The following is a 16362-nucleotide window of genomic DNA, read 5'->3' on the forward strand; positions in this document are numbered from 1 at the left end:
ACTTGCTGAATCCGATTTAGTAGCACAGGCTTTAGCAGATTTCAATCCACACTCTCCTCGCAGAGAGTGACAATATGAATAAGAAAGTATTTTCCTTTGACGCAATTTCAATCCACACTCTCCTCGCAGAGAGTGACCTAGTTATCCAAACCCGTAAACTGTATGGTGCTTTATTTCAATCCACACTCTCCTCGCAGAGAGTGACGCAACAACACAACTCAATAACTATATCCTTGCACATTTCAATCCACACTCTCCTCGCAGAGAGTGACGTTTCTGTGACTGTTACAAGTCCTTTGTTTATCCATTTCAATCCACACTCTCCTCGCAGAGAGTGACGAAAGTCTCTTCTCCACTTATCCACTCGATACTGATTTCAATCCACACTCTCCTCGCAGAGAGTGACTTTGACCGGTTCAGACCGCTAACATCCAGAATGACATTTCAATCCACACTCTCCTCGCAGAGAGTGACTATCAATGCGGTATCTGATTTTGCGACTCATCAAATTTCAATCCACACTCTCCTCGCAGAGAGTGACCCATAACTTAGCCTTTCCATGTACACCTCTTTCTATTTCAATCCACACTCTCCTCGCAGAGAGTGACCATGTTGCCAAAAATAATGTCTCTGCTCGTCCGTAATTTCAATCCACACTCTCCTCGCAGAGAGTGACATTGAGAAGTATCCAAGATGCCAATCCGCATTAGATTTCAATCCACACTCTCCTCGCAGAGAGTGACTGCTGTTTATCAGCTATCTCATCAGCCGTAGATGATTTCAATCCACACTCTCCTCGCAGAGAGTGACCATGTTTAAGGCCATATCCAACTTGTCTATAGCAATTTCAATCCACACTCTCCTCGCAGAGAGTGACTGCGGCTGACATACCTGCTGTTGAGGATATGGTAATTTCAATCCACACTCTCCTCGCAGAGAGTGACATGCGGCAACATCTAAAATATCATCCATGTCAATCCTATTTCAATCCACACTCTCCTCGCAGAGAGTGACTGCACCCGGATAGTCTGTGCTTCTGTGTCTGGCCCATTTCAATCCACACTCTCCTCGCAGAGAGTGACCAATCAAGCCGGAAAAACTAGATGTATCGAAGTTTATTTCAATCCACACTCTCCTCGCAGAGAGTGACGGTGTTGGAGATGGATTCACGTTAGTTATATTCTATTTCAATCCACACTCTCCTCGCAGAGAGTGACTCGAGAGCAACAATGGCGGTTCAGGGTTCGCCAGAAAATTTCAATCCACACTCTCCTCGCAGAGAGTGACGTGTTAAACTTCCACTTCTGAAGCCGAGTATCCCGATTTCAATCCACACTCTCCTCGCAGAGAGTGACAAGTTCACGTTCGTATACTATAATAAAAATGTAATTTCAATCCACACTCTCCTCGCAGAGAGTGACAAAATAGGATAATAAGTGCTAGTGGAAATAGTAATTTCAATCCACACTCTCCTCGCAGAGAGTGACCCCGGCACAATCCAGGATTCCCCTTGCTATGGGATTTCAATCCACACTCTCCTCGCAGAGAGTGACCGTCATTATTCTCAGGCAGGTTTAAGGATTCTTATTTCAATCCACACTCTCCTCGCAGAGAGTGACTAATACGGATGGCAGGTTCAATGCCTATGATTTTATTTCAATCCACACTCTCCTCGCAGAGAGTGACTTACCTTTCGGGATGACGGCATCAATGTAACAATAATTTCAATCCACACTCTCCTCGCAGAGAGTGACAGCAAAATTCCACAAAAACCATATACAGTTTTTATGAATTTCGCATAAATATAATAAGTTTTATATATCTACCATTTTATTTTACCACAAAGTACCCCCTTTTTCCATCAAAAAATAGGTGCGAATCCCCCCTGTATTTTATGTTCGCTAGGCATTCGCACCTGATATCTACATTGAAAAATCCCCTGTATCTATATACAGAGGATTCTTCCTGTTATACAAAACTTTTTCATGGAAGATAAAGGCATTCTCCCTTTCTCCCGGCAGTTGTGAATGTGACCAACTGCCAGGATGTTTCAACATAATAGCGTAGTTTCTATTTTTGTTCCCGATTATGCCCTTTTTCTCTTCTTTAAAATGCTGAGCACACACGCTAATATAGCAATCAGTGCAAGTGCTCCAACTCCTGCAAACATGCCAATTGGCGTTTCGTCTCCGGTTTTTGCAGAAGAGGTTCCTTTTTGGCTTCCTCCGCTGGTGGACGGTTTTTTGACAGTGCTTCCAGTGCCGTTGTTTTTGTTGTCTGACGGTGCTTTCGGTTTTTCATTTGGTCCGGCAGCGACTTTTTCCAGCTGGCCCATTGCTGTTTCCAAAGCTGCTGCTGCTGCATCAATCTGCTCCTGTGTAGCTTTGGTGCTCTCATAGATGTTTGATGCATCGTCAAAGGCTTTCTGGAATTTCTCCCATGTTGTTCCTGTGTAATCATCTTTCTTCAACTGGGAAGCCTTATCTAAAAGTGCTTTCAAAGCAGATTTATCAGTCTTTTCATCTGTTTCGGCCGGATGTTTTTTCAGCTCTGCCATTGCCTCCGCAAGGGCGGTAACCTCTTTATTTACCTCCTCCTGAGATGCATCTTTGTTGTCGTAAACAGCCTTGGCTTTGTTGAGTGCATCTGTAAATGCAGCCCATGCCTGTTCTGTGTAATCCTCTTTTTTCAGCTGCTCTGCCTGCCCAAGAACCACTTTCAGCGCGTCCTTATCGACTGTGTTCACTTCTTTTTGTGTAAGACCTTCATATGCATCCGATAAAGCCAGCTCTGCTGCATCTATTTCTTCCTCTGTAAGACCTTCTTTACCCTGCAGGCTCTTTGCTGCCGCAAGTGCGTTTGCATAGGCTGTCCAGCTTTCTTCTGTATAAGTTTCCTGAGAAGAGATATCTGCTTCATACTTTTCAATCATTTCTGCCAGTTTCGTTTCTAACGTCTCCAGTTTTCCCTGCGCAAGTTTCAATGCTGCCAATGCACTGTCAACATCCAGCTGCGATGCCTCATCCTTGTCACGAGCACTTATAGCTTCAGCCAATGCTGCTGCGTAAGGCGTCCAGGAATCTAAAGTATACCGCCCGGCTTCTTCTTCTGAAGGTGCATTCTCAATTACCTCAATAAGTTCTGCCTTGTTAACAACATGGTCTGGTTTTTCTGTCAGCCCTGTCCTTGCTGCTGCAAGATCAGCAACAGCTGCATTCACAGCGTCCTCATCGTTAGAACCGATCAATGCTTTGGCTGCTGACAAAGCTGCCTCATATTCTGCCCAGCTCTCTTCTGTATAACTATCCTTGCTGCTCTCCGGAATCTCATTTTCTGCAATACCGGATTCCAGCACAGACTGGATAGTAACTAATTTCTCTTTTCCGGATGTAAATGCGGATCGCAGCGCTTTCAGTGCCCTATCCACATCCTCTTTTAATGCCGCCTTATTATCCAGCACTCCCTGTGCATCTTCTTTAGCCTGTGCTGTTTCTGCCTCGTATTCACTCCAGGACGCAGCCGTATATATGGAATTCTGGAATTCATTTACTTCGTCAACCAGTTCCTGAAGCGCTTTCTTGTCAACTGTGCTTTCCAGGGCCTCAATTGCAGTCTTCAAAGCTTTAACAGCCTTGTCTATGGCTTTCTGGTCTGCTTCTTCCATTCCCTGCGCATTCTTTGCTTCTTCCAGAGCGATTGAAAGAGCTTCCCAAGTTTCCGCTGAATAGTTCTCTTCCTTCAAAACACTGGCTGCCTCGATCAATGTGTCCAGCTTATCTGTATTTACCGCAGCATCGTCATGTGTCACTGCGATCCAGCTGAGCACAGGGTCAGGATTTCCGGTTTTGCTGATGGTAACTGTGATCTTACCTGCATTTTCTTCTGTCACGGTAAATGTCTGGTTAACCTGAAGGTCTGTACTTGAATTATAAACAGTAAAGTCCTTTTCTGCTATTTTCTCGTCTCCTGAGGTGATCGTCATCCTTGATGGTCTGCTTGTATTCCACCATTCCTGGAATCCGGCAGATAACGTGTAGGTACCCGGTTTAAGATCAAATGCATATTCAATATTTTTTCCGGAACCTGCCCACCAGCCATTTGAGAGATAGTCATCGCCGGAGTGATGTCCCAGATCATAGTTATCTTCATCCTGGGACTGCAAAACACCGGTATAGCCGGCACCGTTTTTTTCCGTGTAAGCGCAGTCCGGTACACTGTTCTCTAATCTGCCAAACAGATTTGCGTTTACTGTATCAAAGTATTCAGATGTATCTGCACCGCTGTCAAAGAAGTAGATCAATTTAGGATTCACGATGCTGATATTATGAGTAAATTCCCTGTTTCCGTCAGTCAGGGTTCCGGTCACTGTGGCGGCCCCCAGTTTATCCTCAGCAAGATTGCCCAGATCCCATGTCACCTCTTTCTCAGCAGTAGTGCTTCCAAAATCAACTGTGACTGTACTTGGCAGGGCATCTGCAATCTCAGATACAGAGCTCACAACAGTGGGGAGGTCACTGACGATCTCAAAACTAGCCTTATTTTCCAGTTCATCCAATGTCCAGTCCGCATAGTCTTTTAATTGGATCTGATCGCCCGGAAGGAATTCAACCGGCAGCCATACATATCTGGAATCACTTAAATCTCCGCCTGTGTCCGGATTGTACCAGCGGTCACCCATGTAAATAAATTTGCCGTTCTCTGCATCGACAGGGAATACGCAAGTGCTCTGGGTGTCAAAAGTCGTTCCCTTTGTATCGCCTACACATGGGTCACCCATCACGGTCCATGGTCCCAGAGGATGGTCTGCTACGGCATACTGGGCCTTATTTGGTGCCCATCCCGTACATCCTGAGTTGACAATATAATATTTTCCTTTGTATTTAAACATTGCCGGTGCTTCTCTTGAAGCATTGATAAAGTTTCTCGTATAATCAGATGCTGTCAGTTCTTCTACATCTTTGCCTGTACCCTCCACGGCCTCTTTAGGATCTGCGATCAAGCCTGTATAAGACTCATTTAATTTTGCAATATAAGTTGTCAGGTTTCCATCTGATGAATAAATAACATATCCCTGTCCGTCGTCATCTTTAAACAGGTTCATATCACGTACTGCACCGCCCGCATGATCCCAACTGTGATCAGCATCTTTACTGTCATGCAGCTTATAGGTTCCCAGCAGTTTAAAAGGTCCTGCAGGACTGTCACTGATAGCAATGCCGGCCCTTGCTTTGCCGTAATCAGCATCACTGGTAGGGGTACGTCCATCTGCATGGAACCACATTACATATTTTCCGGTTGCATCATTGTATAAAACTTTTGGCCGCTCAATAACGGTTCTGTCCTCAGCCAGATTCCAGTAAACCTCTTCCAGCTTACTGCTGTAGTTGTCCGTATCATCCGGGTCCTGGCCTTCATATTCGCCATACAGATTTTTGAAATATTCATCTGTCTCAAAGATAGAAAGGTCTGCTTTATACCCTTCCGTCTGGTCTTTATCATAGTCTTCCTCAGATACAGGAATACTTCTCAGCACAACACCTTCGTCTGTCCAGTTGTACAAATCTGAAGAGGTATACAAATGTACCCCTACAACCGGGCGGTAACCATTTGTTTTATCTTCCCCGTACCAATAATACTTGGTTTCTCCGTTGATCGTGAACTGCTGAATCTGTCCGCCATGCGCCTGGATCTTATTGCCGTTGTTGTCAAAAAGCTGTGCTCCGTTTGTACCTGTAATAGAAGAATAGGTATAAACTTCCTTCAGCGCATTATACGCTTCTTCCAGTTTGTTCAAAGCGTCTTTGATTGCCTTCTGATCAGTTGAATTGTTATCAACTAACGCCTGGGCTTCCTGTACTGCTTTATCAAAAGCTCCTTTGGTTGATTCGGAATAGTTGTGACCGTCCATGGCTGACTGATAGGATGCGATCACTTCTGTGATTCTGTCCGTTGTGTATGCCGCAACGGCTTTGACAATGATATAATTGAGTACAGGGTCCCCGTACTGGTTTGTACGTTTGGGACTGTGGACCATCACGTTCAGTTCTCCGTCTGTAACCTCTGTTTTGTAAGTTTTTTCAATCAACTGTGATTTTGTCAGGGTCAGATCGCTCTCAACGGTCTCCCCTTCCAGCTTGATATCTACATTTCTTGTATCCCATGGATTTTTAAATCCTAATGTCACAGCATAATCGCTATTTGCTCTGTCCGGGAGTTCAAATTTATATTTGAATCCACTGACATCTTTGACAAATGTGATGCCTGTATCTGCCATATAAATATAGCTGCCAGTAATATCCGCTGTGCTGCTGCCGCCGTTGACGATCCTTGAATTCTCATCATTTGGCTCGTAACCCCAGCTTAAACCTGTATTGGCATCCGCTGCATACTGTTGGTCAACATTAGACTGATATAAGCCGCGGATATAGCTGTCCGGTACAACAGATGCATCTGGAGTACCACAGTTTACCAAATACAGTACATAATCGTTTGCCGCGATCTCATCCTCTGTATATCCTGTGCCCAGGGCTTCCATAGCTTTTGTGATGGCTTTTGCACTGTCATCAATCTGCTCCTGTGTTGCGGAAGATTTCAGCGCAAGGTCTTTTCCTGCTTCTACTGCCTCATCCAGAACAGCCAGTTTTGATGCAGGGTACTGTCCTCTGTTCACTTCGGAGGCTGCCTTCAGCGCTGCTTTTAATTCATCTAAATCCAAGATTTTCTGAATCTGGATAAAAGAAAGCGCCGGGTCCGGTTGTCCGGATTGTTTTTCAATACTGAACGTTACATTTCCGGTATCCTCACACACCAGGTCAAATGTATCAGTATTCCACCAGTTGTCACCGTTCCATGTATTGGACGATCCAAGTTTTTTTGTCCCGTTGTTTTGTGTTGCAGATATTGTCATCTTACGAGATTTATTACTATCCTGCCACCACTCTTTAAAGCCAAAGGTAACTTTATAGGTTCCTTCATCAAGGGGGACTGTGTACTTGATGGACTGATCAGATTTTGCCCACCAGCCGGTATCATATTCATCGTTTACATCACCATTGTACTTCCCATACTCATCCAGATATCCCCATGAATCTTCTGTATATGCCTGATCCGCTTTTTCATTAAGAAGGTCCGCATACTGATCCATGGCTGCATATTTAGGTGATTCCGGGCTGTTGCAGTCAATAAAATAAATCATATTGGGTGCCACAACCTGTACCTTTGCTTTAGCTGGCAATGTTGTGCCTTCCACTGTACCGGTAACCTCTCCGCTCTGGGTCAAGTCCACATCCTCAAGATTCCATGTTACTTTCTTTTCTGTGGTATTGTTTTTATTGGTAACAGTCTCCACTGTTTTTGGCAGTACAGCCGGAACACCTTCTATGGTATATACATTTACATCCTCGATCTTAGTGATCTCTTCTGCTGTACTATCATAAGTGACACCATCAACAATATATGTAGTAATGGAGTTTGCTTTCAGTGTGGCAGTGATACTCTTTTTTGCCGTATCTGCAGTAATATCACCGTCTGAGGAAACATCAGCCCAGTTTTCTCCATCTGCCAGAGAACCGCTGGTACGAATGGCAGTCACATGGTCACCCATAGTACTGAAGCTGGACAGATCAATTTTCCATGTCTTGTCCTCACCTGAAGTATTCACTGCTGCGACTACGACTTTTCCGCCTTCCGGGTCATATGCTGCCAGTGTATCGTCACTGGAACCAATGATCGTATAGCCAGGACGGATATATCTGGAAAGCTGTCCGTATGCATAATACTTTTTGGTAAGCAGGATATCTTCATTGTCATGGTCACCTATGGCAATGCCCCAGTAACCGCTGTTCATATTAACTCTCTTGTACAACTCGTCCAAACTTGCATAATCAGCATCACTGCTGGTTTGAACCTTCTTGTCCACATGCATATCAATGGCATTCCAGAGGATCCATGCATTTGCGTTCAGTCCGTTTACGTCCTTCATCATGGCTTTTGCCAGGCCAAGGGCGGCACTCATTTCTCCTGCATTGGTTCCTTCTGTGTAGGCGCCGTCCACTTCTGACATCCACAGATTCTTTTCCTGTTCTTCTGCCAGGGCTTTCAGTTCGGAACGTTTGGAACCGCCGTATGAATGGGTATCGATTCTTTGGATAATATTCTTTGCCTCATCAGAGAGAGCATTGTAGGAACTGATAGCTGTATCAATGCTTGTCTCATCTGTTCCTGAGATTATAATGTCAATCCCTTTTTTCTCCAGTTCCTCATTTAATGCCTCTATGATCTTTGACTGGGATTCTCCCTGGTCAAAATGACATCCTTCCTGTTTGTTGCTGTACGCTCCCCAATAGTTGGTATATGGCTCATTCATAGGTGTGGCACTCTGGAAGGTAATAACGCCCTCATTATTCCAATGTTCGATCACATCTGCCATATAAACCGCAAACGCATGATAGGAGTCCGCACGCAGATTATCCTTGCCGGAATCCACAGCGCCTGAACTGCAGCCGCTGTTTGTCATAAAATACGGCGGAGAGTTGGAGAAGGCTTCTGCTATGAAATCTTCACCGCTGGCTTCTGCTGCCGCTTTTAAAATGTTGAGCTGGTTTACATCTGCATCCCAGTCATAATTCCACGCATAGCCGCACGCCTCATCAGCTCTGTCATATTCCGTCTCATACCATGATAACTCATGCTTGTTGGTATCAATCTTTGTCACATCTTTCGCATATCCCGGAACTGCGGAATCAGAACGGGTAATATGTGGGCTGTGAAGATATTCTTCCCCCTCGGGCAATGTACCTTCCTCACCGGATTTGATCACTGCCATCTTTACAAAATCCAGTGTCCAGTCATTTTTTCCTGCAATATTGATGGTGTTCTCTCCAGCCTTCAATACCACGTCCGGAATTGTCACAAGAAACAGCAGATTATTGTTTCCCGACGCGATCAGATTACTGTTGATGGTATCCGCGTCTATGATATGATCCTCACTGTCATTCACCCGGATAGCCACGTCCCTTTTGTTGCTGCCTGTCAGGGTCAATAACAGTTTTACTGTATATTTGCCTTCCTCTTTTGCATTGACTGTGTAGCGAAGATTATCTCCGTCACCCGGTTTATCTCCCAGCTTATTGATCCAGCCAATCGACTTAAAAGTCCCAACCTTATTTCCCTTTGTAATACCAAAATCACCATCCGACACTGTATACTGCAGGTCCTTCATTGCTGCATTCTCACCAACTGCCATTTTACTTCCCGAATACTCCGGTGTATACCCTTCTGTTTCCAGATCGTAAAACTGTGCCTTTTCATTTACCGGCACTTCCGTGGGCACTCCCACATGGTCACCACCGCCCACATTATAACGGCCAATGTTCATGTCCAGTCCCTTATCACTGAAGAACACTTCTGCCGCTTTATCTGTCATTGCATCACTGTAGCCAATGCGGTTTGCCCACCAGCAGAGCGACGTTCCCCATCCTTCAAATTCACCGAGACCGTCTTCATTGGTGTCATGGAAGGTGGATGCGAGACTGGGCTGAAGCTTAACTGTCCTGTCCAGTTCTGCCGCAGAAACCAGGCAAAGCCCGTTCATCGGTATGGACGTCAGGCAGAGTGCCACTGTGGATGCCGCAGCAATTCCTCTCTTAAAACCTTTCATTTTCTTTCCTCCTAATCTCCTTTTCGGTACTTTCCCAATTACTGTTGAGATGCATGTCCTGATCACAGCCATGCTGTTACCTTTTATAATTATAAAGAAAAAAACAGCCAAGATATATCACATATCTTAGCTGTTAGTCACAAATCTTATTTCATTTTCCATTTTTTCCTATTTCCAAATTTCTTGCGGTATTCATTTGGACTTATACCCACAATCTGCTGAAACACTCTGGCAAAATGGCTTTGAGAACAGAAACCCAGATAAAATGCAATTTCCTGAACCCGGTAATCCGAATATTTCAGGAGGTTCTCCCCTCTTCTGACCTTCTCCTGACGGATATAGCTGGTGATGGTCATTTTTTCCTGGGAACTGAACAGATGGGAGAGGTAGTCCGGATTCACCTGCATGTGCACTGCGATGTCTGACACCTGTATGGTATCGTGCAGGTGGTTAAAAATATAGTCCTTGACCTGTCCGATCAGCGGATTCGTTCTAACATTCTGCTTTTCTCCTCCCCAGGTATTTTCCTCGTTTACAAGTCTGGCATAAAAATACTGGGACTCCCGCTTAAATGCCTCCACTTCCGGCACATTGTCAATTTCCTCCACCTGCTGTATAAAACTGTCCGCCATGGAAAATGATTTTTCTACGCTCATCCCTCCCCGGATCGCAGCTCTTGAGGCCAATGTAATATTACCCACCGCTACGTTTTTATGGGAGCGGAGAGGGTCTTTTGCAAGGATTCCGATCTCACCCTCATAGGTCTCTGAGATACTTCGTTTCAAAGCCTCTGTATCTCCTCTTTCAATGCTGTCCAGCTCTCTTAGCTCCTGCTCATAGGGATTGTGCAGCCCCGCATTCTCCTGCCTCATAAAAATATCCTGAGATATACGGTTCTGAATATTTACAGTCGCTGAATAGTATCGCTGATTCTTCTGCCAAAGTTCAGCGGATGTCAGTTCCTGTCCCGTCAGATGCCAGTGCAGCAGCAAAATCCCTGAGACAAATTTATCCAGCGGGCACACAGGAGGGACATATCCGCTCTTTCTTCCCAGTTTATATTCCCTGCGTAGCTGGAGCAGTGTTTCCTGAGTCAGACGTCCTATGGTTACAGGCCCGGCAATCATAATGTTTCCCTCTGCCATGCCGCTGTCAAACACCGCGAATACCAGAACCTTGTCTGTAAAGATAACCGGATGCTCTTTATTTTTCTTAGAAAATGCATTCTGCACCAATTCCGGGTTTTTTTCAAAAAGAATTGTCTCTATCTCTCTGCCGCCAAATTTTTGTATCATTTCATTCCGGTCAGTGAACATGTAAAATGGCGCATGCATCAAATTTACCATTTGTTCCAGGAAATACGGCTGAAACATTTTTTCTTCCCCCATTAAAACACCCCCGCACTTACATGCGGGGGTGCTTTCTGCTTGGACACAATACGCTTTCGCGTACATTTATTCTATTGGCAAAATAGATTATTTATTATTCAGCGCTGCCTGTGCTGCTGCAAGTCTTGCGATCGGCACACGGAACGGTGAGCAGGAAACGTAGTTCAGACCAACTTTGTGGCAGAATTCTACGGAAGACGGATCTCCGCCGTGCTCGCCGCAGATACCCATTTTCAGAGTCGGGTTTGTCTTACGTCCTTTTTCTGCAGCCATCTGTACTAACTGGCCTACACCTGTCTGATCCAGTTTTGCAAATGGGTCAGATTCGTAGATTTTGTTGCTGTAGTAGGAACCTAAGAATTTACCGGCATCATCACGGGAGAAACCGAATGTCATCTGTGTTAAGTCATTGGTACCGAAGGAGAAGAATTCTGCTTCTTCAGCGATCTCATCAGCTGTCAGAGCTGCACGAGGAATCTCGATCATGGTTCCTACATGGTAGTTGATGTATTCGCCTTTCTCTTTCATAACTTCCTCAGCTGTTGCAACAACAACATCTTTAACGAATTTCAGCTCTTTCTTCTCGCCTACTAACGGAATCATGATCTCCGGAACGATATCATATCCCATCTCTTCTTTTACTTCGATCGCAGCTTCGATCACGGCTCTTGTCTGCATCTTAGCAATTTCCGGATAGGTCACTGCCAGACGGCATCCACGATGTCCCATCATTGGGTTGAACTCGTGCAGGTCATCACATTTAGCCTGTACTTCTTCTGCTGTCAGACCCATATCTGCTGCCAGTGCTTTGATGTCTTCCGGATCTGTAGGAACGAACTCATGAAGCGGCGGATCTAAATAACGAACGGTCATCGGGCGTCCTCTCAGGGCTTTGTACATAGCCTTGAAGTCTGCTTTCTGGAAAGGAATCAGTTCATTCAGTGCTGCTTCTCTTGCTTCCACATTATCGGACAGGATCATCTTACGGATCTTCGGAATACGGTCCGGCTCAAAGAACATATGCTCTGTACGGCAAAGACCGATACCTTCTGCGCCCAGTTTTACTGCGTTTTCTGTATCAACTGGTGTATCTGCATTTGTACGAACCTGCAGTTTACGGAACTGGTCAGCCCATCTCATGATACGGCCGAAGTTTCCGCCTACAGAAGCTTCCTCTGTCTGGATATCACCTTTGTAGATTTTACCGGATGTACCATCCAGAGAGATGTAATCTCCTTCTTTGAATGTATATCCGCCTAATGTAAACCATTTCTCTTCTTCGTTGATCTTGATCTCTCCGCATCCGGATACACAGCATGTTCCCATACCACGTGCAACAACGGCTGCATGAGATGTCATACCGCCACGAACTGTCAGGATACCCTGAGCAGCGTGCATACCCTCGATATCTTCCGGAGATGTCTCCAGACGAACCAGGATAACTCTCTCGCCCGCTTCGTGAGCAGCTTTTGCTTCGTCAGCTGTGAAGTAAACTTTACCTGCTGCAGCACCAGGAGATGCCGGCAGAGCGGAACCGATCACTTCGCCTGCTTTTAATGCATCTGCATTGAAAGTAGGATGCAGCAACTGATCTAAGGATTTTGCTTCGATACGGCAAACAGCTTCTTCCGGTGTGATCATGCCTTCGTCAACCAGGTCGCAGGCGATCTGGATGGCTGCCGGAGCAGTTCTCTTACCGTTACGTGTCTGCAGGAAGTACAGTTTTCCTTCCTGGATGGTGAATTCCATATCCTGCATATCGCGGTAATGGTTTTCCAGTTTCATAGCCAGTTCCATGAACTGTCTGTAGCATTTCGGCAGATCTTCTGCCAGTTTGCTGATTGGCTGCGGTGTACGGACACCGGCAACAACGTCCTCACCCTGGGCATTGATCAGGTACTCACCATAGATACCTTTTTCACCTGTGGATGGGTTACGTGTAAATGCAACACCTGTACCGGATGTCTCACCCATGTTACCGAATACCATTGCCTGTACGTTAACGGCTGTTCCCCAGTCACCCGGGATGTCGTTCATACGGCGGTATACAATAGCACGCGGGTTGTCCCAAGAACGGAATACAGCTTTTACTGCTCCCAGTAACTGCTCTTTCGGATCCTGCGGGAATTCTTCGCCATTCATCTCCTCAGAGTAGATAGCTTTGAATCTCTGAACCAGTTCTTTTAAATCATCTACAGTTAATTCTGTATCATACTGAACGCCTTTTGCTTCTTTTACTTCATCAATGATCTTTTCAAAGAAAGACTTGGGCACTTCCATAACTACGTCAGAATACATCTGGATGAAACGTCTGTAGGAATCGTATGCGAATCTAGCGTTTCCGGTTTTCTTAGCAAAACCTTCCACTGCGATATCGTTCAGACCCAGGTTCAGGATAGTATCCATCATACCGGGCATAGATGCTCTCGCACCTGAACGAACAGATACCAGTAACGGATCTTCATTATCTCCAAATTTCTTTCCCTGAATCTTTTCCAGTTCTGTCAGAGCCTCGAAGATCTGACCCTGGATTTCTTCAGAGATCTTTTTGCCATTGTCGTAATAGTTTGTACAAGCTTCAGTTGTAACAGTGAAGCCCTGCGGAATCGGCATGCCTAAGTTGGTCATTTCTGCCAGGTTGGCACCTTTACCACCGAGCAGGTTTCTCATGTTGGCGTTTCCTTCACTAAATAAGTAAACCCATTTTGCCATTTTGAACATTCCTCCTAAAAGTAGTTGTATGACTTGTACAGAGAAGCGTATCCCCCTCTGCCGTATCACGCTGGCGGGCAGAGCCCGCACACAACCTATTTTAATCATTTTGGGAATATTAGTCAAGTAAGAATGGTGAAAATCATGAAAATTGGGGGTTTCTCATGATTTTAAGGAAAAAGCAGCCCGAAATTCGTCATTTCGGACTGCTGCTGTTGATAATCCTCGGATCCTTCCTATTTCACGGAAGCTGCTTTCCCGCAGCCATATATAAGGCATACCATTCTTCCCTGGTGAGGTGTACATCCGATGCCTGGCAGATTCCCCGCACGCGTTCTTTGCTGGTGCTTCCCACAATGGTCTGGATCCTGGCCGGATGGCGGAGGATCCAGGCAACGGCTATGGCATTATCGGTCACCCGGTATTTCCGGGCGAGCTGGCCGATCAGGCGGTTTAACTCCGGAAATTTCTCATTGTCCAGGAAAACACCCTCAAACATCCCGTACTGGAACGGAGACCAGGCCTGAATGGTGATTCCTTTCAGACGGCAGTATTCCAGCACACTGCCGTCTCTGCTGGCTCCTGCATCATTGTGGACATTCACGTTGATTCCGGAATCAATAATATCACAGTGTGCAATACTGAACTGAAGCTGGTCCACGAGGATCTTGCCTCCGCAGTAGTGGTTCAGAAGTTCTATCTGCATGGCATTCTGGTTGCTGACCCCAAAGCAGCGCACCTTTCCTGATCTCTCCAAAATCTCAAATGCCTCTGCCACCTCTTCCGGCTCCATCAAGGTATCCGGACGGTGCAAAAGCAGGATATCTATATATTCCGTATTCAGACGTGCCAGACTTTTATCCACAGATTCCAGGATATGTTTTTTGGAAAAATCATAGCAAATCCCGGGACGGATGGCACATTTTGTCTGCAGGATCATCTTCTCTCTGATGCCGGTATCTATCGCCTGACCAAAAATCTGCTCTGCCTCCCCTCCGGCATAAATGTCCGCATGGTCAAAAAAATCGATTCCACAGTCCATGGCCGTATCAATAAGACTTCTGACCTCTTTTACTGAGGACAGGCCCGTAATCCTCATACAGCCCAACCCTATCTCTGATGCATTTATCTTCCCTTTGCCAATCTCTATTCGCTTCATTGTTATTTTCCTTTCTCTCTTTTCCTCTGACTGCACCTGGCATTTTGAAATTTGCTGTCTTTATTGGCTGCTGATACTTTGTATCACAGCGCATCCAGTTTCTGTAATGCTTTCACGTAAATTTTCACTGCTGTTTTCAGATTGCTGACCGACTGAACTTCGTCCGCACTGTGGCAGTTTCCGTGTCCCATGGGCAGCCCGGTTTCCTTCCAGTCAAACTCCAGACCGGGGCCGAATCCCACTGCGTTTGTTATCTTTCTGGCATATGTCCCTCCTCCCATGACATAGGGCTTCTTTCCGTCCTTCATGACTTCCTCGTACGCCCCGCTAAGACAGGTGACAAAAGGAGTATTTTTATCTATATAAGAGGGCGCGTTGTCCTCAAAACTGCGGATGGAAAAACCGTATTTCCCGGCTTCGTTTTCCAGTTGTCTCCAAATATCCTCTGCTTTTGCAGTGACAGGATAGCGGATATCCATCTCCACAACGGCCTTTTCTCCCTCCATCCTCACCACAGTACCCGATGCTGTCAGCACACCGGAGATATGATCCTCACAGGCTATGTTCAGTTCTTTTCCATATCCATCCCCACAGGCTTTTTTCAGGAATTTCAGCACCCTTTCCTCCTTATCTGAGAGTATATTTTCTTCCCGGTTTTTGCAAAGTATCCTCTCTGCCAGAATGCCCAGGGCATTATTTGCCCCCTGGGGAAATGCTGCATGACCGGAAATTCCATCTGCCTCTACCTTCTTCCACTTTCCTTGCGGGGACCTGATTTTTGCACACGCATATGCCGGAATGCTGTTAACTGCACTTCCACCCGATAGAACCATATTTCCGTCAAGTTTCTCCGATACGAATTCCGCTCTGCAGATTCCTTTTTCCCCATAGCACACCGGAAATGCGCAGTCCGTCACAAAAGAGACTTCCGGGGCCGGGTTTTCTTTTAAATATGAAGAAACATCCTCCATATCAACCTCTTCCCTGCATCCCAATATCTGCAGAAATGTCACACAAGGGACCATACCCTTTTCCTTCAGATATCTCATGGCATACAGAAAGGCGATCGCCGGACCTTTGTTGTCCTGTACACCTCTTCCTATGAGGAAATCGCCTTTTCTGGTACAGGAAAAAGGCGGATACAGCCATCCTGTCCCCTCCGGCACAACATCCAAATGCCCCCAGATCCCTATCTTTTTTGTGCCGTTTCCATACCGGATCACCGCACATTTGTCCCGAAATGAGCAGCATGTAAATCCATATCTTCCGGCAATTTCCAGCATCCTGTACAGAACAGCTCTGCACGTTTTTCCGTAGGGCGCACTGCCCTCCTGTTCCCCCGAAACACTGGGAATCTCCACCAGGGAAGTGATGTCCTCCACCATAGCATCTTCTTTCTTTGAAAGCCATGCTTCCAGTTCACTGTCTGCTTCCCAGCCTCCCAT

Annotated in this window: 5 protein-coding genes and 1 CRISPR repeat array (1 of these 6 cut by a window edge); all 5 genes read right to left on the minus strand. The window is 45.8% G+C overall.

Annotated elements, in window-relative coordinates; translation table 11 throughout:
* Positions 1-1754: a CRISPR direct-repeat array (repeat unit 33 nt; unit sequence ATTTCAATCCACACTCTCCTCGCAGAGAGTGAC) (it extends 165 nt beyond the left edge of the window).
* 332 nt (positions 1755-2086) lie between these two features.
* The gene (locus C6P39_RS00415) at positions 2087-9658 is read right to left on the minus strand and encodes an Ig-like domain-containing protein (protein WP_104802401.1); all 7572 of its coding nucleotides are present in this window, start codon (positions 9656-9658) and stop codon (positions 2087-2089) included.
* Between the two features lie 146 nt (positions 9659-9804).
* Positions 9805-11046: a helix-turn-helix domain-containing protein gene (locus tag C6P39_RS00420; RefSeq protein WP_158661412.1), complete on the minus strand. Its 1242-nt coding sequence runs from the start codon at positions 11044-11046 to the stop codon at positions 9805-9807.
* A gap of 87 nt (positions 11047-11133) precedes the next feature.
* Positions 11134-13758, minus strand: a complete 2625-nt coding sequence (gene ppdK / locus C6P39_RS00425; protein ID WP_095174256.1) for a pyruvate, phosphate dikinase — start codon at positions 13756-13758, stop codon at positions 11134-11136.
* Between the two features lie 241 nt (positions 13759-13999).
* Positions 14000-14917, minus strand: coding sequence for an aldo/keto reductase (locus C6P39_RS00430; RefSeq protein WP_104802403.1), 918 nt, complete (start codon positions 14915-14917; stop codon positions 14000-14002).
* 83 nt (positions 14918-15000) lie between these two features.
* Positions 15001-16362, minus strand: coding sequence for a M20/M25/M40 family metallo-hydrolase (locus C6P39_RS00435; RefSeq protein ID WP_104802404.1), 1362 nt, complete (start codon positions 16360-16362; stop codon positions 15001-15003).

Origin of the sequence: Blautia marasmi, from assembly GCF_900258535.1 — a bacterium.
Taxonomy (GTDB): Bacteria; Bacillota; Clostridia; order Lachnospirales; family Lachnospiraceae; genus Blautia; species Blautia hominis.

Coding starts and splice junctions, on each gene's coding strand:
- ppdK (WP_095174256.1), bottom strand. CDS start 13,758: ATGGCAAAATGGGTTTACTTATTTAGTGAAGGAAACGCCAACATGAGA.
- C6P39_RS00420 (WP_158661412.1), bottom strand. CDS start 11,046: ATGGGGGAAGAAAAAATGTTTCAGCCGTATTTCCTGGAACAAATGGTA.
- C6P39_RS00430 (WP_104802403.1), bottom strand. CDS start 14,917: ATGAAGCGAATAGAGATTGGCAAAGGGAAGATAAATGCATCAGAGATA.
- C6P39_RS00415 (WP_104802401.1), bottom strand. CDS start 9,658: ATGAAAGGTTTTAAGAGAGGAATTGCTGCGGCATCCACAGTGGCACTC.
- C6P39_RS00435 (WP_104802404.1), bottom strand. CDS start 16,362: ATGGGAGGCTGGGAAGCAGACAGTGAACTGGAAGCATGGCTTTCAAAG.